The organism is Actinoplanes sp. ATCC 53533, assembly GCF_003947245.1.
The window spans coordinates 1-20,125 of record NZ_QHHV01000168.1; the positions used below are offsets into that span (position 1 = coordinate 1).

Consider the following 20,125-nt stretch of genomic DNA (forward strand, 5'->3'; position numbering starts at 1 on the left):
CGGCGAGCGCAGCCCCCATCCTGGTTGATCCGGCGGGCGCAGCCTCCGCCCCGGTTGATCCGGCGGGCGCAGCCCCCGCCCCGGTTGATCCGGCGGGCGCAGCCCCCGCCCCGGTTGATCCGGCGGGCGCAGCCCTCACCCCGGTTGATCCGGCGGGCGTGCTGCCGGGGCTCGAAGCGGCCGGCGAGGCCGAGCGGATCGCCGCGTTCCTGGCTGGTGCGGGCGACCTGCTGGCCGGCTACTTCGCGGTCGAGGATCCGCAGCGCCTGGAGCCCGCCGAGCGCGAGAGCCTGGTGTCGACGCTGGTCGACGACGAGTTGCTGATCCGGGGCTACATCGACCGCCTCGACATCTCCCCCGCCGGCGACCTGCGGGTGGTCGACTACAAGACCGGCGGCGCGCCGCGCGAGGCCTTCGAGGGGCGGGCGCTGTTCCAGCTCAAGTTCTACGCGCTGGTGCTGTGGCGCACCCGGGGCGTGGTGCCGCGGGTGCTGCGCCTGCTCTACCTGAAGGACGCCGAGATCTGCGACTACAGCCCGGACGCGGCGGAGCTGGAGCGCTTCGAACGCACCCTGGTGGCCCTGTCGCAGGCGATCGAGCGGGCGAAGCAGGATCGGGATTTCCGCCCGAAGCCGAGCAAGCTCTGCGGATGGTGCAGCCACCAGCGGTTCTGCCCGGAGTTCGGCGGCACCCCGCCGCCATACCCGGAGCCCCAGCCGGAAGCGACCTCCCCCACCGAGACCCAGAAGGACGACACCATCGCGACGCCGGTTCCACGGCAGCCCTGATCCCCGGGGATCGCGACGGCGGCTGGCCTTCTCCGGTCAAACCCACTCCCACCCGGCCACGGACAGGCCGAGTAGTCAGGCCCGGTCGAAGCCGCTCCCCCACCCCAGCCAGAAGCGGCAGAACACGTCGCACCCGACCGAAACCCACTCCCTCACCCAGCCAGAAGCCGCCGAACACGTCGGCCCCCACCGAAACCCACTCCCACACCCAGCCAGAAGCCGCCGAACACGTCGGCCCCCACCGAAACCCACTCTCACACCCCAGCCAGAAGCCGCCGAACACGTCGGGCCCGGCTGAAGCCCGCTCCCGCACAGACCCGGTTCGGTGGGTGGTCGGGGCAACGTCTCCGGTCGGCACGTGCCCGTCCGAAGGACGACATGGCGGGGCTGCGGTCGGCGGCGGATCCCCTAGGGTGGGGGCGAGGCCGGGGACGGCCTGCGAGCGGTCGGGTGGGCGAGAGGCAGAGCAGGTGACGGGGGTCAACGGCGCGGGGCCGGAACTGGCGTCCGGGCGACCGGTGCGGGTGCTGCTCGTCGACGACCAGCCGATGCTGCGGTCGGGGCTGCGGATGGCCTTGTCCGGTGCGGGCGGGGTCGCGGTCGTCGGTGAGGCCGGCGACGGGATCGAGGCGGTTGATCTGTCGCGTCGGCTGCTGCCCGATGTCGTGCTCATGGATCTGCGGTTGCCCCGGCTTGACGGGCTCGCCGTGACCCGCGCGATCGTCGAGTCCGGGCTGCCGGTGCGGGTGCTCATCCTGTCGACCTACGACGCCGACGAGCAGGTCACCGGCGCGGTCGCGGCCGGGGCGATGGGCTACCTGTGCAAGGACGTGCCGCCGGCCGAGTTGGTCGCTGCCGTCCGTACCGTCGCCGCCGGAGGCGCGGTCGTCGCGCCGGTGATTCTCGCCCGGCTGCTCACCCGCCTGGCCGAGGCCCTGCCCGCCCCGGCCACGACGGCGGCCGCGCCCGCGCTCAAGACGCTGACCGAGCGGGAGCGCGAGGTGCTCGCTCACGTCGCCAAGGGGCATTCGAACGCCGAGATCGCGCGGGCGCTCACGGTCAGCGAGACCACGGTCAAGACCCACGTGGGCCACATGCTGACCAAGCTCGGCCTCCGCGACCGGGTCCAGGCGGTCGTCCTGGCCTACGAGACCGGCCTGGTCCGCCCCGGCGGCTGACAACCGCGGCCGAACGCCTCGCTCTACAGCAAGCCCCGAGTCCGGGACGGCCGCCGGCGCAGAGCCGAATCCGGGACCAGCAAGACCGGACGCAGAACCCAAAGCCCGGACCAACCAAACCAGACACAGAAGCCAAGGCCCGAACCGGCCAAACCAGGCGCAGAACCCAAGGCCCGAACCGGCCAAGCCAGACGTCAGGCAGCGGCGGGCAGGTCGCCCATCGCGCGGTGCACGTCGATGTCGCCGCTGGCGGTGCGGACGCGGAGCTCGAGCGTCGCCTCCTGCGGCGCCCCGCCGCCCATCGCCAGGTCGCTCGTGGTCGAGCCGGAGGCGGTGTTCAGATCCAGCCAGACCCCCGTACCCGCGGCGACCCCGATCGAGACGTCGCCCGACGCCGTGCTCAGCCGGGACTTGCCGCGGCTCAGCACGCCGATCTCGACGTCGCCCGAGGCCGTTTCGGCCTGCAGTGAGCCGCCGGCCCGGCGGATGGTGATGTCGCCGCTTGCCGTGTCGGCCTTGACGTCACCGGTGACGTCACCCACCCGCAGGTCGCCCGACGAACTGCTGATGCGCAGCGACCCGCCGACCCGGCCGGCCGTCAGGTCGCCGCTGGCCGCCTTCAGGTATGCGTCGCCGGTCACCTCGTCGACGGACACGTCCGCCGATGCCACGTTCGCCTGGCCGCTCGACCAGCGGCCGGTCGCCCGGATGTCGGCCGCCGCGGACTGCACCGTCAGCGCGCTGTCCAGCGGCACCCGGACCTGGACCCGGGCCTTCGGGGTGCGGCGCCAGTTCCAGGTCGACTCGGGGGCGTGCACCACCAGGGTGTCGCCCTCCAGGGCCACGGTGAAGCGGTCTTCGGCGCCGTCCTCCGGCACGATCTCCACCTGGGCGTCGGGTCGGTTCTCGGCCACCACTTCCGCCGTGCCGCGCTGCAGGCGCAGGGACACCGTCACGGGGGTGGAACGGTCGAACACGTACATGGTCTCTTCCTTTCCGAAGGCCGAAACGAGCAGGTCAGGCTTGCGCGAAGCCGGTGATGCGCTTGCCGGGGCGGCCGCGGCCGCGCTCCGGGGACGGGCCCGCCGGCGGGCCGCCGGCCGCGGCTGCCGCGATCGCGCGGACGAGCCAGGCGTTGACCGAGATGCCCTCGGCCGCCGCGGTGTGCTCGACGTGCGCCTTCAGCGCCTCCGGCATGCGCAGGGTCAGGCGGGCGAGATCGCCGCTGTCGACGAGCGCCGCCGGCTGCGGTGCGGCAGCGGGCTCCGCCGCCGCCTCGGTGACCACCAGGTCCGCCTCGCGGCCGCGGAGGCGGACGTCCACCACCGGGCCGTGCAGCCGGGTGGTGATCTCGGCCGCCGCGTCCGAGAGCGCCTGGAGCAGCGCCAGCCGGGCCGAGGCCTCGAGGGCGTGGCCGAGCAGATCCGCCGCCCGGGTGGTCTCCGGACCACCCGGGGCCGCGGCGGCGCTGAGGTCGCTGCGGAGCGATTCGAGGTACGGCGTCAGGTCCATGACACCAATATGACGTCAGCTATGACGTCTGTCAACCGTCAAAGTGACACCAGGGGGGAACCCTGAGCGGCCGTGGGTGGCACCCCCCAGCGAAATCTCCGCGTCGCGGTACGCCGCAGGGCGGACGCCCGGGACCCCTCGCACCGAAAGACTGAGCCGGACCACATCAAGGCGTGTTCCCAGGGGGCAATAGTGACAACGACGGATTCCGGCGAACCGGCGGCTGCCAAGGCCGGCGAGGTCTGGAAGGTCTACGGCAGCGGCGAGGCGCGGGTCGTCGCGTTGCGCGGCGTGAGTGCCGAGTTCGAGCGCGGCAGGTTCACGGCCATCATGGGACCGTCCGGCAGCGGCAAGTCCACCCTCATGCACTGCCTGGCCGGGCTGGACACGGTCGACCGCGGCGAGGTGCACGTCGGCGGCACCAAGATCACCGGCCTGGGCGACAAGGCGCTGACCCGCCTGCGCCGCGACCGGGTCGGCTTCATCTTCCAGCAGTTCAACCTGCTGCCGACGCTGAGCGCGCAGGAGAACATCCGGCTCCCGCTGGACATCGCCGGGCGCAAGCCCGACCCGCAGTGGTGGGACGTCGTCATCGACACCGTCGGGCTGCGCGACCGGCTCACCCACCGGCCCAGCCAGCTCTCCGGCGGCCAGCAGCAGCGGGTCGCCTGTGCCCGGGCGCTCATCGGCCGGCCGGACGTCATCTTCGCCGACGAGCCCACCGGCAACCTGGACTCCCGTTCCGGCGCCGAGGTCCTGTCGTTCCTGCGGGCCAGCGTCCGCGAGCACCGCCAGACCATCGTGATGGTCACCCACGACCCGGTCGCTGCCAGCTATGCCGACCGGGTGGTGTTCCTCGCCGACGGGGAGATCGTCGACGAGCTCATCGACCCGACCGCCGAGACGGTCCTGGACATGATGAAGCGCCTGGACACCCACGCCGAACCGGTGATGCTCTGATGCTGCGCGCGACCCTGAAGAGCCTGCTGGCGCGCAAGCTGCGGCTCATCCTCTCCGGGCTCGCCGTCGTGCTCGGCGTCATGTTCGTGGCCGGCGCGTTCGTGGTCACCGACACCCTGGGCAAGTCGTTCGACTCGCTGTTCGCCAGCGCCTACTCCACCACCGACGTCGGCGTCACCGCGAAGCCGAAGGTCGAGGTCTCCGAGTTCGAGGGCGAGCAGGTCGTCACGCCGTTGCCCGCGAGCGCGGTCGCCCAGGTGCGCGGCGTGCCCGGCGTGCGGAGCGCGACCGGCCTGGTCGAGGCCGACGGCGCCCGGGTGATCGGCAGCGACGGCAAGGTCCTCACCTCGGTGGGTCCGCCCCGCTTGGGCACCGCCTGGACCGGCGCGGATTCCCTGATGGAGCTGCGCGAGGGCCGCGGCCCGACCGCCGACGACGAGATCGCGGTGAACGCGGCCGTGGCCGAGGCCGCCGCCATCAAGGTCGGCGACCGCGTCGGCGTGCTCACCCTCGAGCCGAAGAAGCAGTTCACCCTGGTCGGCGTCTACGGCTACAGCGGTAACCGGGACAGCCTCGGCGGCGTGCAGGAGGTCGCCTTCACCGAGCCGGTGGCGCAGAAGCTGATGCTCGGCGTGACCGGCGGCTACAGCTCGATCCGGGTCAAGGCCGCGCCGGGCGTGTCCCCGGAGGAGCTGCGGGACCGGATCGCGGCCACCCTCGGCGCCGGCTACGTGACCAAGACCGGCGACCAGCTCGTCGCGGACACCTCCGCCGACCTGAAGGAAGGGCTCGGCTTCTTCAGCAACATCCTGCTCGGCTTCGCCGGGGTGGCGCTGTTCGTCGGGATCTTCCTGATCCTCAACACCTTCTCGATCATCGTCGCGCAGCGGACCCGCGAGCTGGCGCTGATGCGGGCACTCGGCGCCAGCCGCCGCCAGGTGATCGGCTCGGTGCTCGTCGAGGCGGTGGTGATCGGCCTGGTCGCGTCGGTGCTCGGCCTGGCGGCCGGGGTCGGCGTGGGCGCGCTGCTCGCGTACCTGTTCAACTCGTTCGCCGGCGGCGGGCTGCAGCTCGGCACGGTCGGCGTGCCGCTCATCGCGGTCGTCAGCTCGTTCGTCGTCGGGGTCCTGGTCACCGTGGTCGCCGCGGTCCTGCCCGCGCTGCGGGCATCGCGCATCGCGCCGGTCGCGGCGATGCAGGAGGTCGCGACGCCGGACCGGCCGCTGACCAAGGTCAGCGTGGCGGGTGGCGTGGTCACCGCGGCGGGCGCGGCCGCGCTGGGACTCGGCCTCTTCGCCGACCTGGGCGACGCCACGCTCTGGACCATCCTGGGCGGCGTCCTGGTGTCGTTCATCGGCATCGCGCTGCTCACGCCGCTGATCAGCCGTCCGGTGGTGTCCGGCATCGGCCGGCTCTTCTCCTGGTCGTTGCCGGGCCGGCTGGGCCGGCTCAACTCGGGCCGCAACCCGCGGCGCACGGCGATCACGGCGGCCGCGCTGATGGTCGGCATCGCCCTGGTCACCGGCGTCACCGTGGTGATGGACTCCGCCAAGAGCAGCCTGAAGGCCGAGGCCGCGACGGTGCTCAAGGCCGAGGTCATCATCAGCGGCGACCAGAACGGCCCGCGCCCGCCGACCTACGACCCGGCGGTGCTGCGCGAGGCGGCGAAGATCCCGGGGGTACGGGCGGCGGCCGGCGTCTGGAACGACCAGGTGGTCATCAACGGCGAGAAGCAGTGGGTGAACGCCACCGACGACCTGACCGCCCTCGCCGAGGGGTACGGGGCGAGGGCCGCGAGCGGCACCCTGGCGAAGCTCGCCGACGACCAGATCGCCGTCAGCGTGCCGGAGGCCCAGAAGTACGGGTGGCAGGTCGGCACCAAGGTGACGATCCAGCCGCCGCGCGGTGATCCCCGCGACTACACGATCGCGGCCACCTATGCCGAGGAGTCCCTGCCCGGCAGCTACCAGCTGCCGTACGCGACGACCAAGGACTTCGGCATCACCCAGCCGTTCATCGGCCTCATCCGGCTCGCCGACGGTGTCCCGGTGAGCCAGGTGCTGCCGCAGGTCAAGGCGCTGCTGGCGGACAGCCCCGAGGTGACGGCGCAGGACGCGCAGGCGTATGTCGACGAGCAGGCGGCGACCTTCGACACGCTCATCACGATGATCCAGATCCTGCTGGCGCTGGCCATCCTGATCGCGGTGCTCGGCGTGATCAACACCTTGGCGCTGTCGGTGCTCGAACGCACCCGCGAGCTGGGCCTGCTGCGCGCGGTCGGCCTGGGCCGGGCGCAGACGATGCGGATGGTGACCGTGGAGGCGGTGGTGATCTCGGTCTTCGGCGCCCTGCTCGGCGTGGTCGTCGGCGCCGGCATGGGCACGGCGGTGACCCGGGCCCTGAAGAGCGACGGCATCACCGAGCTGGTGCTGCCGTGGGGCCGGATGGGCACCTACCTGGTGCTGGCCGCCCTGGTCGGAGTGATCGCCGCGGTCCTGCCGGCGATCCGCGCCGCCCGCCTCAACGTCCTGGGCGCGATCGCCCACGATTGAGCCACCGAGGCTGAGCCACCGAGGCGGGCCTGATCGGCCCACGAGCCCGCGCCGGATTCGGCGCGGGCTCGTGCCGGCTTGGTCAGGTGGTGGCGCGGGCGAACAAGCTCGCCAGGAAGGTCGGGTCGACGCCCACCAGGGAGTCGCGCAGGTGCACGCCGTCGGTCGGCGGGAGCTCCAGCTCGGCCGGCACCGCCAGCACCGCCGCGCCCGACGCGACCGCGCTCGCCATCCCGGTCGGCGAGTCCTCGATCGCCACGCACTCCTCGATCTTCACGCCGAGCAGGTCGGCCGCCCTGCGGTACGGCGCCGGGTCGGGCTTCGGGGCCGACACCTCGTCGCCGCAGACCACGACGTCGAAATTCTCCCGGCCCAGGGTGTCGAGCGCGACCTCGACGAGCCGGCGGCCGGTCGAGGTGACCAGCGCGGTCGGCACGCCCGCCGCGCGGACCGCGTGCAGCAGCTCCAGTGCTCCCGGGCGCCAGACCAGGCCGTTGCCGAACAGCTCCTCGACCCGCCGCTCCAGCCATGCCACGTCGGCGGCCTCGTCGCGGTCCGGCTGGGCCAGGTCGTCGCGCAGGATCCGCATCGAGCTGGCCATGCTGCTGCCGATCATCGCCAGCCGGGCCGGCGTGGTCAGCGTGCCGCCGGCGTGTTCGGCCAGCTCGTACAGCGCGACGTCCCAGACCTTCTCGCTGTCGACCAGCGTGCCGTCCATGTCGAAGAGCACCGCGGCCGGTTGTGTGGGTGTCAGGGCGGGCCTCCCGGGCCGATCGGATCGTGTCCCCACCCATTGTTGCCGACCGTGACGCCGTCCCGGGCGCCAGTGTGACCGCTACGACACGCCGCAGGGGTCCAGCGAACGCTCGTAGCCGGTGTCGAAAGCCCTGGTCCGCTGCTTGGCCGAGCCGTGCGCGCCCTCGGCGAACCAGGGCTGGCCCGGTTCGTCGCCGACCGCCTCCAGGCCCTTGGCGAGCTCGTCCAGGTCACCGTCGTCGAGCTTGAGGGTGCCACCGCGCTCGGTGTCGCCGATGTACGCCCCCGCCATGCAGTCCGCCTGCAGCTCCTGCTCGATGGTGAATTCCTTCTGGATGCGCAGCCGCGTCTGGACCGCGTGCGCGTACTCGTGGCCGAGCAGGTAGAAGATGAACGCGTCGCCGATCTGCCGGAACGCGGCGAACGCCCAGTTGATGTCGTACGCGATGAAGTCACCCGCCGAGCAGTACGCGGCGTTGTTGAGCCCCAGCCCCTGCCCGCCGCAGGACACCTCGCCCTCCTCCTCGTACGCGATGAGCTGCGCGACCGGCTCGAACCGCAGCCCGGCCGCCTTGAACTCCTTCCGCCAGTAGGCCTCGGCGACGCGCTCGGCGTCGCCGACGTCGGCCTTGAACTCCGCCGGGGTGTCCGTGCCGTCCGGGTCCTCGCCCGCCGGGGCGGTGCGGGCCGAATCGGTGCGGGTCACGGACGCCGGCTGGTCCGGATCACCGCTCCGCCCGGCCTGGCTGTTCGGCGCGGAGACGCAGCCGAGGGCGACCAGCGCTGCCGCCAGCGCTGCCGCCAGCGGGGCCAGGTCGACGAGACTTCTACGGCGCGGTACCGGCATGCGGGTCCTCCGGGGGCAGGCGTAACCGGGATACACCAACGGTACGGACGGCTACCCACCCAGGGATCAGTCTGTGTGGGACTGGACACTGCCGGAGTTCGGGGCACGGCGCCGCGGCCGGGCGTAGCTTGCACTCATGAAGCAGGTATCGCTGGCCGGTCTCGACGTGTCGCGGCTGGGTCTCGGCTGCATGGGCATGTCGGCGTTCTACACCGGTGCGAACGCCGACGAGGCCGAGTCGATCCGCACCATCCACCGCGCTCTCGAGCTGGGTGTGACGCTGTTCGACACGGCGGAGATCTATGGCCCGTACTCGAATGAGGAGCTCCTCGGCCGGGCGCTGGCCGGGCGCCGCGCCGACGCGGTGATCGCGACGAAGTTCGGGCAGCTCTCGCATCGCGGCGGCGACGGTGGCCGCACGCTGGATTCGCACCCGGACAACGTGCGGGCCGCGGTCGAGGGTTCCCTCAAGCGGCTCGGCACCGACCACATTGACCTGTACTACCAGCACCGGGTGGACCCGAAGGTGGCGATCGAGGACACCGTCGGCGCCCTGGCCGACCTGGTGCAGGCCGGCAAGATCCGGCACATCGGGCTGTCCGAGGCCGCCCCGGCGACGATCCGCCGGGCGCACGCCGTGCATCCGATCACCGCCGTGCAGTCGGAATACTCACTGTGGACCCGCGATCCGGAGGCCGAGGTGCTGCCGACGCTGCGCGCCCTGGGCATCGGCTTCGTGCCGTATTCCCCGCTGGGCCGCGGCTTTCTGACCGGCGCCATCAGCTCGGTCGACGAGCTGGACGCCGGCGACTCCCGCCGGGGCAACCCCCGCTTCGCCGGCGGAAACTTCGACCGTAACCTGCGCATCGTGGCCGAGGTGCGGGCGGTGGCCGCCGAGGCCGGGGCCACCCCGGCGCAGGTCGCGCTCGCCTGGGTGCTCGCGCGGGGCGACGACCTCGCCCCGATCCCGGGCACCAAGCGGGTGTCGCGCCTGGAGGAGAACGTGGGCGCGGACGCGCTGGTCCTGTCCGGGGACCAGATGGCCCGGCTGAGCGCGATCGAACCGCCGGTCGGCGCCCGCTACGCGGACATGACCACGATCGACCGCTGAGGAGCGGAGGTTGCGGATCGAGGACGTCACCCCGGAGACGGTACGGCCGGTGCGCCGGTCGTTGCTGGTGCAGAGCTGGCACGACCTGGCGTTCCTGCACTGGGCCGTGCCGCCGGCGGTGGTGGCTCCGCTGCTGCCGCGCGGCACGGTGCCGGACACCCTCGACGGGGTGACCTACGTGGGCCTGATCGGCTTCCGGATGGTGCGGCTGGGGGTGTTGCGCGGGCCGGGGATCCCCTACCTGGGCACGTTCTGCGAGACGAACGTGCGGCTCTACAGCGTGGACGCCCGGGGCCGGCGGGCCGTCGTCTTCCGCTCCCTGGAGGCCGAGCGGCTGTTGCCGGTGCTGACCGCGCAGGTGTTGCTGCGGCTGCCGTACAAGTGGGCGCGGATGCGGCTGACGAGGGACGGCGACGTGCTGCGCTACACCAGCAGGCGGCGCTGGCCCGGGCCGCGCGGGGCGGCCAGCGCGATGACGGTACGGGTGGGAGCGCCGGTGCGGCAGCCGACGGCGGTGGAGCACTTCGTGACCGCCCGCTGGGGCCTGCACACCCGGGCGTGGGGCCGCAGCCTGCACCTGCCCAACGAGCACCCGCGCTGGCCGCTGCACCGCGCGGAGCTGCTCGAGCTGGACGACGAGCTGGTCACCGCCGCCGGCCTGCCCGCACCGGCCGGCCCACCGGTGAGCGTGCTGTATTCCCCCGGAGTCCCGGTCACCTTCGGGGCCCCGGACACGCTGGACCGGGGCCGACCGCCGGCGGGTTAGCCGAGCGCTCCGTCCAGCTCGGCGATCTCCGGGGCGTCGGGGCCCTCGTCCACCACCGGCCGGGTCCCTGCCGCCGGGCTCGCCGGGCTCAGACCCGGGACGGGATGCGCCGGTGCAGTTCGGCGAGCAGCGTCGCGGGCCCGGGCGACATCAGGCCCACGTCGATGAGGAACGCCGAGCCCGCCTCGCGGCGCAGCACCCGCGGGCGCCGGCCGGGACCGGGCAGTTCGGTCACCGCGCCCATGTCGGTGGGGGTCACCACCAGTTCCGTGAACGGTCCCCACCGGCGCAGCCCGACCGAGGCGACCGACGCCCAGCGCAGGTGCACGCCCCGGCGGCCGGTCGCGGCGAACTCCAGGCCGTAGACGGAACTCTTCATCCAGCCGAGCCGGTTCCAGACCAGGAGCATGACCAGGCTCGCCGCCACGACCGGGACGATGAGCAGGCTCTCCGCGACCGACACCAGGTCACCGATCGCCGGCGGATCCCCGAGCAGCACCTGGACCAGCACGGACAGGCCCCGGCACGGGAACCAGACGGCCGCACTCACCCACAGCATGGTCACGAAGACCTGCCCGCGCGGCTGGAAGAACGTCGTGGCGTCCTCGCCGGGTACGAGAGGGTGATCGTCCACGATCGCCAGTATGCCCGACTATGTAGCCACATATACGGTATTGGCCGACTCTCCCCCGGTCAGCGGGTTGGGGAATGACACCACCCGCGCCGACGACGCCGTGAAGACCTCCGCGAGCACGGCCTCGAACTCCGCGTCCGGCGGGTCGTCGGACCACAGGGCGAAGACGCCGCCGGGCTTGAGGTGCGCGGTGAGCCGGCGCATCCCGTCGACGGTGTAGAGGGCCGCGTTCGCGGGGGCCAGCACGTGCCGCGGGCTGTGGTCGACGTCCAGCAGGATCGCGTCGAAGCGACGGCCGGGCGCGGCCGGGTCGAAGCCGTCCGGCCCCGCCGCCATCGCGAAGAAGTCACCCTCGATCAGGCGGCTGCGCGCGTCGCTGACCAGCGCCCCCGCCTCGGGCAGCAGTCCGCGCTCGTGCCAGGAGATGACCTCGGCGACCGCGTCGACGACCAGCAGCGACGACACCCGGGAATCCTCGAGCACCGCCCGCGCGGTGTAGCCGAGGCCGAGCCCGCCGACCACGACCTCGGGGCGGGCGCCCGCGGGCAGCGCCGCCAGTCCCAGCCGGGCCAGTTCGATCTCGGCGACGGTGAACAGACTCGACATCAGGAACTCATCGTTGATCTTGACTTCGTAGATGTCGACCCCGAGCCGCGGGTCCAGCCGGCGGCGCAGGCTGATCTCGCCGATCGGCGTCTCGCGCCAGGCGAGCTCCTCGAACCGGGCGCTCACGCCACCACCGGGCACAGAGTTGACGGTTGGCTCGCAAGCTCGCTCACGCCCAGCACCGCGGATACCTTCATGGCCGGTCAGCTTGCCACGCTGACCGGCCACCCGGTGGGACACGCCCGGCGTGCTTCTTCCATGACCGTGCCGGGGTCTTCCGCCGGGAGTGGGCTCAAGCGGAGATGCGCTGCGAGGTGAACTCGTCGTCATCCTCGTCGGCGCCCTGCGCGCTCCCGGCCGCCAGGGCCTCGGCCTCGGCCTCCGAACTGCCGATCTTGGCGAGCTCGCGGGTGTAGACCTTGGTCGCGTTGTAGAGCTTGTAGATCAGCAGCAGTTCGAACGCCGCCAGGCCCGCGGCGGAAAGAATGGCGAAGAACATGACCTGGTTGGTCAGCGGGCCGAGGATGAAGACGAACATCTGGAACTCGATGCCGCTGAACACGTGGGCCCGGATGCGCTGGCGGCCCAGCATGTCGCGAACCTTGAAGAGCGGGCTGAACTTGGTGCGGAAGTCGCCGTAGATGTCGACGACGGGCCGCTCCTCGCCGTTGCCGTCGACCGCCGTGCCGGCGGCAGCCCCCGCCGGGTGCTCGGCGCTGGTCTCGTCGACGAAGACCGGCCCGCTGGAGTCCTCGCCGCGGGCGGACTCGAGGCGGGTCCGCATGTCCCGCTTGACCTTGCCCATCTGCAGGGCGTTCAGGTAGCGGAACATGTCGAGGAAGACGACCACGCCGGCCAGCCACAGGTAGGCGTAGTTGTCGGTCTTGGCGTACTGACCGACCATCAGGGCGACCGCGCAGGTGACCACGCGCAGCCGGTCGAAGACGTAGTCGAGCCAGGCGCCGAAGACCGAGCCCGTGCCCTTGAGCCGGGCGATCTTGCCGTCCATGCAGTCGAGCACGAAGCTGATGTGGAAGACCACCGCGCCGGCCACCAGCCAGGGGTAGTCACCCTGGACGAAGCAGTAGGCGGCCACGAAGCCGAGCAGGAAGGCACCCATGGTGAGCACGTTCGGCGTGATCCACTTGACCGGGGCCACCAGCCAGACGAGCCGGGACGCCAGCGGGTCGACCAGCCATACGGTCCACCACGCGTCGCGATCCTTGTAGGTACGGGTCCGGATCTCGTCAAGCGTGAACCGTTGTGCCATGCCACAACTCCACCGAGGTGATGAATACATGAAAAGTAGGACGCGCGGACATTACAGGAGTTGGGTTTCGGGTCGCGACGGCAGCCCGAAAATCTGGATAAACGACGCCTGAATGCGCCTGACCGGACGGAATCGTCACGCTGCGCCATAGAGCAGAAGAACAATCAGTGCCGGGACGCCGCCGAGGAGCAGCCCGCCGCCGAAGCCCCGGGTCCGCGGCACGGCCAGGCAGGACAGCCCGAGGACCAGCGCGCCGGCGCCCGTCAGCAGCAGCGCCGGATACGTCGCGGACAGCGCCGCCACCAGGCACGGCACTCCCCCGGCGGCGAGCCCCGCCACGAACAGCCGGCGGCCCGCGGGCGGCGCGGCCACCCGCAGCACCGCGTCGCCGAACACCCCCGGGCCGGCCTCCAGGGAGAACTCGTAGCCCTCGGCGTCGTACGCCCGCAGCGCCAGCGGCTCCGCCTGCTGGCGTACCCGCAGGCCGGCCTCCTGCCAGAGGTCGCGGTAGACGCCGACGAGCCGCGGGTAGTCGACCGGCACGTCGCGCAGCAACAGGCCGCGTTCGCGCCGCCGGCCGGGGTGCGCCATCGGCGTGACCTTCAACCTGGTCGAGACCAGCGCGCCGTGCAGCCTGTTCTCCGCCTCCCGCACGACCGGGTCGCGGGGCAGAAGCCGGTGCAGCAGGCGCAGCACGAAGGCGTTGAGCAGGGCGAGCAGGGGCAGGGCATGCCAGCCGAGGTGGTCCGGGACCAGGGCCAGCAGCGGGTACAGCAGGCCGGTCGGCAGGGTCAGGGCCAGCGCCACGAACGCCGCCAGGTCCGAGGAGTAGGACGGCAGCCGGCTCAAGATTGTGAGCATCGCCACCACGGCGACGTACAGGGCCGCCACCGCGGCGAAGGGGAGCCGGCGCATGAGCGCAGTCTGCCTGCCCGGCGCCGCCCGCCGGCGGCGAATCGGCACCTACCCCGCGCGCTGGACACGTATTGGCGGGCACGCCCGCGCGTGTCAGGATTCCGGCGTGACCTCGCGGGTGGCCTCGTGCGGGGCGCGGCGACTCTCAGGGAGATGACGGTGGACGCCGACCACGTCGCGGACGACCTCGAATCCGTGTTGCTCACCGAGGACCAGATCCGCGCCCGGGTGCAGGCGGTGGCCGCCGAGATCGGCAAGGACTACGCCGACCGCGACATCGTGCTGGTGGGCGTGCTCGGTGGCGCCGCCACGTTCACCGTCGACCTGGCCCGGGCCCTGGAGAGCCAGGTGGAGATCGACTGGATGGCGATCCGGTCGTACACCACCGGCAAACGCGCCTCCGGCTCCGTACGGCTGCTCAAAGATCTTGATCTGGACATCGCGGACCGCGACGTGATCATCGTCGAGACCGTGATCCAGACCGGCCTGACCATGTCCTGGCTGATCGCGAACCTGCGGCAGCGCGGGCCGGCGTCGATCGCGGTGGCCGCGCTGCTCCGCAAGCCGGACACGCCGGAGTTCGGCGTGCCGACCTACATCGGCTTCGACGTGCCGGACGGCCTGATCGTCGGGTACGGCCTGGACTACCGCGGGCACTACCGCAACCTGCGCTGCGCAGCCGTGCTCGCCCCGCACACGGTGCGGTAGCTCCCGGCCCCGGCGCGGCCCGCGGCGTCAACGGCCCGCGGCGCCATGCCAAGATCACCCATGCCCGTGACCAACCCCTGGCTCGCCGGGCCGGCGCCGACGGCCCGCCTGGACCGTTCCCGGCTCGAAGAGCGCCTGCTGAATCTGCTGTCGTCGCAGAACATGTGCGTGCTGGCCACCGCGGGTCCGGCGGGACCGCTGGCCACCCCGGTGCGCTACTTTCACCTCGAATTCACGCTCATGTTCACGGCGGCGGCCGGCTCGCCGAAGCTGCGCAACATCGCCGCCGACCCCCGGGTCTCCGTCGGCGTCTTCGCGCCGCTGGTGGGCCAGGCCAGCAGCCGCGGCGCGCAGATCTTCGGCCGGGCGCGGGTGCTGACCGGATCGGACCCGGAGTTCAGCACCTACTGGCCGGCAGTGCGCTGGCAGTCGGACCACGTGGAGCGGTCCCGGTCGCTGGACGACCCGCCGCAGGGGCCGCTGGTGGTGATCCCGGCCGAGCGCGTCGTCTACACCGAGCACTGGCTGCGGCGCGACGGCTTCGCACCCCGGCAGGTCTGGCAACCCGCCGACCCGCGTACCGCTGCCGGGGACCGCGGCGCCGGCGGCGACCCGCCCTTGCGGTGACGTCGTTCTCGACGACGGCGTCAGTTGCCGCTCAGCGCGAGCCGCAGGCCGAAGCCGGTGATGACGGTGCCGGTGATCCGGTCCATGACCCGGCGGGCCGCCGGCCGCGGCAGGGCCGCGCGGAGCCGGTGCGCAAGCCCGACCAGAACGGTGGACCAGAGCATGCTGAGCACGGTCACGCGAGCAAGCTATCCCCCTCCTGGCCTCGGCTCACGGCCAGGATCCTGATCACTGGGATGCCCGGAACTGCTGGGCGACCCGGTGCTGTCAGTCGGCGACATGGGCGGTGTTGTCGAGCCAGTGCTGGGCGAGGCCGGTGTCGCCGTCGACGCTGATGGTGGTGGCTTCGGGACCGGTGAGCGGGAGCCGTCGGGTCAAGATCAGCAGCAGCGATCCTGCCGGGCCGGTCACCGTCACATCGGCCTGCCGGGTTCCGTGCTGCCACCTCGCCCCGTCCGGCCGCCGTTCGACGAACCAGGCGCCCGTGCCGTCCGCGGTGTCGGTGGCCAGCCACTGCAGCCTCTGCCCGGTGCCCCGGATGGCGTGGGCGGACTCGGACCGCAGCATCTCCCAGGTGGGGGAGGTGAGCATCGCGAGGTGGTTACTGATGAGCGCGGCCGCGATGTCAGCGTCGATGTCGGTCGGCCGGCCCGCCGCGTTGGCCGCGTCGAAGCCGTGGACGACGGTCTCGTTGAGGACGCTGGACAGCCAGAATCGTGTCCCGGGCCGCTCGTCGCCCGCGGGGTTGAACACCGGCGCGTCGAGCGCGTCATCGGAGCACGCGCTCGCGGCCCGCTGCCCGGACTCCGACAGCCACGCCTGCCACTCGCGGGGGTCGGTGGGGAACACGGCCATCTCCGTGGGCAGCTGGGTGGGGTCGGTGATGCGCCGCTCGATGATCTCCGCGACCCAGTGCTGGGTCTGGCCCACGTGCTCGACCAGGTCAGCGACGGTCCACTCCGGGGCTGTCGGCACGGCGGCGTCAGGTCCGGCCGCGACGGCCGATTCCGCCAGACGTCGGCTGTGCTCGACGATCGCTCGCCGGGCGTCTGCTGGGTTCAGCTCGGTCATGGGATTGCCCTTCTCGTAAGCTCGTTGTGCTGGGTATGACTCGGCGTGCCGGCCGAACTCATCGGTGACCTCCCGATCGCCGAGCACCGGCCAAGAATGCCGGTTGGGGCAAGATCTGCGGCATGGAATACTTCTGCTATCACCGCGACCGGCACGGCTCGGCGGCGCTGCGCGACGAGTTGCGGGAAGAGCACTGGTCCTACATGGACCGGCACGCGGCGCAGATGATCGCCCGCGGCCCGACCTTCGCCGACGACGGCGACACCCCCACCGGCAGCGTGCACATCCTCGACCTGCCCGACGCCGCCGCGGCCCGGGCATTCGCCTTCGACGAGCCCAATTACCAGGCCGGCGCGTACCGGGACGTGATGCTGCGCCGATGGCGCAACACCCTGGGACGCACCATGTGGGACTTCCCCGGCGGCCGGACCGGCGGGAACCGGTATCTGGTGCTCGGGCTCGGCGCGGGGCAGGCGGCCGACCTGGCGGTGCCGCCCGGCCGGGAGGGGCTGATCGCGTACGGGCCGCTGCTGTCGGACGACGGCGCCGGTTGGCTGGGCACGGCGGCGCTGGTCCGGGCCTCGGATCCGGCGGAGGCGCGTACGGTCCTGACCGCGGACTCCTACGCCGAGATCGAGGTGCACAACTGGGCCTTCGGCGGACGACCTGCATGACCCGAGGACGGCCACCTGGAATGGCCTAATAGCCGTTCTGGATCATCGGGCACCGAGCCAGTCGCAGGATCAGATCCACCCGCCCGGCCAGTACCAACGCCATCCGATCCGAAAAGGGGCACCACGGGTCCCGCGCCCACGTGGCCAACCCGGACCGCATCCGATACGCCCACTATGACCGATGCCGTCAGGGCCACGGCGACCGCAGCCGAGATTCCGGCACCCAGCACGGCCGGTACGGCCATCCGCAACGCGTTCCGCACAGAACATCCTCAAGCTCCAGTGGGAAGGACCGCAGCCATCAGCCGAATCGGCAGGCCATCTTGGACAGCCTTGGACACGGAGGTGCGGACGCATCGGTCGAAACCCGACCGATCGCACCTCCCAACGACTGCGACCTCAGAACCTGGACTCGCCCAGGACGAGGCTCCCGTTTCTGATGATCGGGCACCGGACCAATAGGAGGATCCTGTCCGCCTTACCGGTCAGCACCGATGCGGTCCGGTGCTGCCACGCCCCGACCAGACCGCTGCCGGAACGCGCAACACCGCCCGCGTCTGACAGGCCGGCCATGACCGGGCCCGACACCACGAGCATCACGGTCAACGCCGCCGCCGACAGTCCCAGACCGGCCAGCACGGCACGCAGCGACCGCGTCTTGCTCCGCATCATCCCACTCCCTCGATCAGCGCCCTGGACGGCTGAGCCTACGGTCGGACACCCTGACGGAACGGCGATGTTGGACACGACTGGACACCACACGCCAGCGGAGTGGCCGGGCGGGCCCCGGCCACTTGTGCGCGACGTGCCCTCCCGGTCGATGAACCTCGAAGGGCCTACTGGCCGAACGCCGCACAGCGGCTACCAGAAGAACCCAAGTGATGTCGGATTCGCTGCCGATCAGTCCGAGATCAGCGCGCATGGCATCGATCGTGGCGTGGCGGCCAGGGCACTTGATCTGTCAGTAGCCAGGCGGACGGGTGAAGCCGGGCAGTATGTCGGCGTCCTCCAGCGCGGCCGCGATGTCCAGCAGCCGTGACTCCGACCAGCGCGGACCCACGAGCTGTATGCCAATCGGGAGCCCGTCGTCGTCCACTCGGGCCGGTATGGTCAACGCCGGCAGCCCGGCCAGGTTCGCGAACACCATGGAGTACCCCTGCCGGTCGTACCCGGTCGCGTCGTGCCGGAACGCTGTGGTCTGCGCGGGTGGCAGCACCAGTGCGTCGTACCCGTCGAAGTACCGCTCCCAGGCGGCGATGAACGCGTCCCGGCGGTGTAGTGCGGTGAGGTACCACCCGACCGTGCGCCGCTCGTCGGCAAGCTGGGCGTCGGGGTCGAACACGCCGGTGACGACCTCTACGAGTTCGCCGAACAGCCGCTGCTCGCCCCAGTCAAGGCCGGGTAGGTCGGCCGACACCCGCGCGCCGTGGTCGGACGCCCCGGTCGCCACCCGGTCTACGGCGGCGCGCAGGCTTGGCGACACGTCGGCGCCAGGCAGTTCGGTGGCGACGGCGAGCCGCAGGCCAGCGAGGTCGACCCGCCGGCGGGCCGGCAGCGGTACCGGCGGCACGTCCGCGTCCCGACCGTCCGGTCCGGCGATGACGCGCAACACCAGGTCCAGATCGTCGAGGGTGCGCGCGATCGGGCCGGGCGCGCCCAGCACTCGGACCGTCCGGGGCACCCCGGGCGGCGGGCTAAAGAATCCGACCGTGGAAACCCGGTGCTCGGTGGTCTTGAGGCTGAGCACACCGCAGAAGTGGGCCGGCAGCCGCAGTGAACCGGCCAGGTCCGACCCCACCTCGACCGGGGACAGTCCGGCCGCAACCGCGGCAGCGGCCCCGCCGCTGGAGCCGCCGGGCGTCCGGTCGGCACACCACGGATTATCCGTACGCCCGAAGATCGGGTTTTCGCTTTTGTAGTCGGCCAGGAACGGCGGCACGTTGGTGTGCCCGACGATGACCGCGCCGGCCGCGCGCAGCCGAGCCGCGACGGTGCCATCCGCCGTCGGGATTCGGTCGAAGACGGTGCTGCCGACAGTTGTCCGCAGGCCGGCAACGTCGTGGCCGTCCTTGAGCGTCATCGGTACCCCGCACAGCGGCCCGACCTCGTCGCCCCGCGACAGCGCACGGTCGGCGGTCGCCGCGGCCTCGCGCGCCGCGGCCGCATCGAGCGAGACGACAGCGTTCAGCGCCGGGTTGACCGTCGCGATCCGGCCCAGGTACGCCTCGAGCACCTCGATCGCGGACAGTTCCCTGCGCCGCAGCCGGGCGGCCAGCTCAACGGCCGACAGGTAGCACAGCTCGGCCATCAGCCCCTCACCACCGGCTGCTGCAGTACGGTGACCTCGGCCGCGCAGTCCGGGCCGGCGGCAAGGTAGATCGGCACCCCGGCCCGCGCCAGGTGTGCGGCCAACTCGTCGTACAGCGGCCGAATAACCGGCGCGATGTCTCCGATACTGAACATGACTCGTCCCGGTCTACGGCCTGACACAGTGTCAGGGTCAAGCGACCGTACCTCTGTTCCGTCGGACCGTACCGGATGACCGGGATTGCGGCCCTGGTGCCTGTGACAGTTTCCGCTTCGGGCCGATGCGGCGGCGCGCGTGCTGCGATCAGGTGCGCCTCCACGCTGAGACCGTCGGCCAACCGCGATTGGCCTCGGGTTTTGTTAGCCTGCGCTCGTGGAGATCACCGCAGAGCGGTTCGTGGCGAGGCTGGGCGCGCTGCCCAGACCGGTTCGGATGCGCAACATCTTCGCTCTCGCCCGCGAGTTCGTCGACCTGCCGCTCGACGATATCGACCAGCTGCTGCAGAGCCCGGAGCACCACCAGCGGGTGGGTGCGCTGAGCATCATGGGCAAGCAATTCACCCGCAAGGCGACCACCGAGGCCCTGCGGACCGAGCTGTACGAGCTCTACCTGCGACGCACCGACCGCATCAACACGTGGGACCTGGTGGACCTCAGCGGCCACCACGTTGTCGGCGGGTACCTCTTCGACAAGCCGCGGACAGTGCTCTACGACCTGGCCCGCGCGGGCGACTGGTGGGAGCGACGGCTGGCCATCTTCGCGACACTGCACTTCGTTCGCCGGGGCGAGGTGGACGATACGTTCGCCATCGCCGAGATCCTCATCAACGACCACGAGGACTA

Annotated in this window: 23 protein-coding genes; 10 read left to right on the top strand and 13 right to left on the bottom strand. The window is 71.8% G+C overall.

Translation table 11 applies throughout. The annotated features are described in order from the left end of the window. Both DMB66_RS42850 and DMB66_RS42855 read left to right on the top strand, forming a co-directional pair. Nucleotides 1-788, top strand: a 788-nt coding sequence (locus DMB66_RS42850; RefSeq protein ID WP_233625246.1) for a PD-(D/E)XK nuclease family protein, incomplete at its 5' end; no start/stop codon positions are given. Between the two features lie 470 nt (nucleotides 789-1,258). Beyond that, the gene (locus DMB66_RS42855; protein WP_125809856.1) at nucleotides 1,259-1,966 is read left to right on the top strand and encodes a response regulator transcription factor; all 708 of its coding nucleotides are present in this window, start codon (nucleotides 1,259-1,261) and stop codon (nucleotides 1,964-1,966) included. Nucleotides 1,967-2,160: 194 nt separating this feature from the next. Here DMB66_RS42855 and DMB66_RS42860 read toward each other — a convergent pair whose 3' ends face one another. Both DMB66_RS42860 and DMB66_RS42865 read right to left on the bottom strand, forming a co-directional pair. Further along, complete coding sequence (locus DMB66_RS42860) at nucleotides 2,161-2,949, bottom strand: DUF4097 family beta strand repeat-containing protein (RefSeq protein WP_125809857.1); 789 nt, start codon at nucleotides 2,947-2,949, stop codon at nucleotides 2,161-2,163. Between the two features lie 34 nt (nucleotides 2,950-2,983). Continuing rightward, on the bottom strand, nucleotides 2,984-3,478 hold the full coding sequence (locus DMB66_RS42865) for a toxin-antitoxin system HicB family antitoxin (RefSeq protein ID WP_125809858.1): 495 nt from the start codon (nucleotides 3,476-3,478) through the stop codon (nucleotides 2,984-2,986). A gap of 192 nt (nucleotides 3,479-3,670) precedes the next feature. Here DMB66_RS42865 and DMB66_RS42870 point away from each other — a divergent pair, with 192 nt between their 5' ends. Together DMB66_RS42870 and DMB66_RS42875 are read left to right on the top strand one after the other, a co-directional pair. Then, nucleotides 3,671-4,438, top strand: coding sequence for an ABC transporter ATP-binding protein (locus DMB66_RS42870; RefSeq protein ID WP_125809859.1), 768 nt, complete (start codon nucleotides 3,671-3,673; stop codon nucleotides 4,436-4,438). Continuing rightward, nucleotides 4,438-6,990 (top strand): ABC transporter permease, encoded by a 2,553-nt coding sequence (locus DMB66_RS42875; protein WP_125809860.1) that lies wholly within the window; start codon nucleotides 4,438-4,440, stop codon nucleotides 6,988-6,990. The genes DMB66_RS42870 and DMB66_RS42875 overlap by 1 nt, the downstream gene beginning before the upstream one ends. Before the next feature lie 82 nt (nucleotides 6,991-7,072). Here DMB66_RS42875 and DMB66_RS42880 read toward each other — a convergent pair whose 3' ends face one another. Further along, nucleotides 7,073-7,720: an HAD family phosphatase gene (locus DMB66_RS42880; protein ID WP_125809861.1), complete on the bottom strand. Its 648-nt coding sequence runs from the start codon at nucleotides 7,718-7,720 to the stop codon at nucleotides 7,073-7,075. Between the two features lie 105 nt (nucleotides 7,721-7,825). Beyond that, nucleotides 7,826-8,593: a neutral zinc metallopeptidase gene (locus DMB66_RS42885; protein WP_125809862.1), complete on the bottom strand. Its 768-nt coding sequence runs from the start codon at nucleotides 8,591-8,593 to the stop codon at nucleotides 7,826-7,828. A 136-nt stretch (nucleotides 8,594-8,729) separates the two neighbouring features. On the opposite strand from DMB66_RS42885, the gene DMB66_RS42890 reads away from it, so the two are divergent. Next, a complete protein-coding gene (locus DMB66_RS42890) occupies nucleotides 8,730-9,704 on the top strand; it encodes an aldo/keto reductase (RefSeq protein WP_125809863.1) in 975 nt (324 codons plus the stop codon). A gap of 10 nt (nucleotides 9,705-9,714) precedes the next feature. Then, nucleotides 9,715-10,470, top strand: coding sequence for a YqjF family protein (locus DMB66_RS42895; protein ID WP_125809864.1), 756 nt, complete (start codon nucleotides 9,715-9,717; stop codon nucleotides 10,468-10,470). 88 nt (nucleotides 10,471-10,558) lie between these two features. On the opposite strand, the gene DMB66_RS42900 is transcribed toward DMB66_RS42895, so the two are convergent. The 4 genes from DMB66_RS42900 to DMB66_RS61740 all read right to left on the bottom strand — a co-directional run bounded on the left by DMB66_RS42900 (nucleotide 10,559) and on the right by DMB66_RS61740 (nucleotide 13,895). Next, a complete protein-coding gene (locus DMB66_RS42900; RefSeq protein WP_125809865.1) occupies nucleotides 10,559-11,104 on the bottom strand; it encodes a hypothetical protein in 546 nt (181 codons plus the stop codon). Nucleotides 11,105-11,122: 18 nt separating this feature from the next. Next, the gene (locus DMB66_RS42905) at nucleotides 11,123-11,836 is read right to left on the bottom strand and encodes a spermidine synthase (RefSeq protein ID WP_125809866.1); all 714 of its coding nucleotides are present in this window, start codon (nucleotides 11,834-11,836) and stop codon (nucleotides 11,123-11,125) included. A gap of 166 nt (nucleotides 11,837-12,002) precedes the next feature. Beyond that, on the bottom strand, nucleotides 12,003-12,980 hold the full coding sequence (locus DMB66_RS42910; RefSeq protein WP_125809867.1) for a CDP-alcohol phosphatidyltransferase family protein: 978 nt from the start codon (nucleotides 12,978-12,980) through the stop codon (nucleotides 12,003-12,005). A gap of 135 nt (nucleotides 12,981-13,115) precedes the next feature. Then, the gene (locus tag DMB66_RS61740) at nucleotides 13,116-13,895 is read right to left on the bottom strand and encodes a hypothetical protein (protein WP_158647551.1); all 780 of its coding nucleotides are present in this window, start codon (nucleotides 13,893-13,895) and stop codon (nucleotides 13,116-13,118) included. A 153-nt stretch (nucleotides 13,896-14,048) separates the two neighbouring features. On the opposite strand from DMB66_RS61740, the gene hpt reads away from it, so the two are divergent. Both hpt and DMB66_RS42925 read left to right on the top strand, forming a co-directional pair. Beyond that, nucleotides 14,049-14,603 carry a hypoxanthine phosphoribosyltransferase gene (gene hpt, locus DMB66_RS42920; RefSeq protein ID WP_199752956.1) on the top strand — a complete coding sequence of 185 codons (555 nt, stop codon included), beginning with the start codon at nucleotides 14,049-14,051 and terminating at the stop codon, nucleotides 14,601-14,603. Between the two features lie 60 nt (nucleotides 14,604-14,663). Next, nucleotides 14,664-15,230: a pyridoxamine 5'-phosphate oxidase family protein gene (locus DMB66_RS42925; protein WP_125809868.1), complete on the top strand. Its 567-nt coding sequence runs from the start codon at nucleotides 14,664-14,666 to the stop codon at nucleotides 15,228-15,230. 20 nt (nucleotides 15,231-15,250) lie between these two features. On the opposite strand, the gene DMB66_RS42930 is transcribed toward DMB66_RS42925, so the two are convergent. Next, a complete protein-coding gene (locus DMB66_RS42930) occupies nucleotides 15,251-15,409 on the bottom strand; it encodes a LysE family transporter (protein WP_199752957.1) in 159 nt (52 codons plus the stop codon). Between the two features lie 88 nt (nucleotides 15,410-15,497). Next, nucleotides 15,498-16,301 carry a maleylpyruvate isomerase family mycothiol-dependent enzyme gene (locus tag DMB66_RS42935; protein ID WP_125809869.1) on the bottom strand — a complete coding sequence of 268 codons (804 nt, stop codon included), beginning with the start codon at nucleotides 16,299-16,301 and terminating at the stop codon, nucleotides 15,498-15,500. Between the two features lie 122 nt (nucleotides 16,302-16,423). On the opposite strand from DMB66_RS42935, the gene DMB66_RS42940 reads away from it, so the two are divergent. Then, nucleotides 16,424-16,975: a YciI family protein gene (locus DMB66_RS42940; protein WP_125809870.1), complete on the top strand. Its 552-nt coding sequence runs from the start codon at nucleotides 16,424-16,426 to the stop codon at nucleotides 16,973-16,975. A 399-nt stretch (nucleotides 16,976-17,374) separates the two neighbouring features. On the opposite strand, the gene DMB66_RS42945 is transcribed toward DMB66_RS42940, so the two are convergent. The 3 genes from DMB66_RS42945 to DMB66_RS61745 all read right to left on the bottom strand — a co-directional run bounded on the left by DMB66_RS42945 (nucleotide 17,375) and on the right by DMB66_RS61745 (nucleotide 19,438). Next, nucleotides 17,375-17,647, bottom strand: a complete 273-nt coding sequence (locus DMB66_RS42945; protein ID WP_158647552.1) for a hypothetical protein — start codon at nucleotides 17,645-17,647, stop codon at nucleotides 17,375-17,377. A 289-nt stretch (nucleotides 17,648-17,936) separates the two neighbouring features. After that, a complete protein-coding gene (locus DMB66_RS42950; protein WP_125809872.1) occupies nucleotides 17,937-19,283 on the bottom strand; it encodes an amidase in 1,347 nt (448 codons plus the stop codon). After that, nucleotides 19,283-19,438, bottom strand: a complete 156-nt coding sequence (locus DMB66_RS61745; RefSeq protein ID WP_158647553.1) for a hypothetical protein — start codon at nucleotides 19,436-19,438, stop codon at nucleotides 19,283-19,285. The genes DMB66_RS42950 and DMB66_RS61745 overlap by 1 nt, the downstream gene beginning before the upstream one ends. A gap of 277 nt (nucleotides 19,439-19,715) precedes the next feature. Between DMB66_RS61745 and DMB66_RS42955 the strand changes: the two genes are divergently transcribed. Continuing rightward, a partial coding sequence (locus tag DMB66_RS42955; RefSeq protein ID WP_148112818.1) for a DNA alkylation repair protein occupies nucleotides 19,716-20,125 on the top strand: 410 nt, incomplete at its 3' end.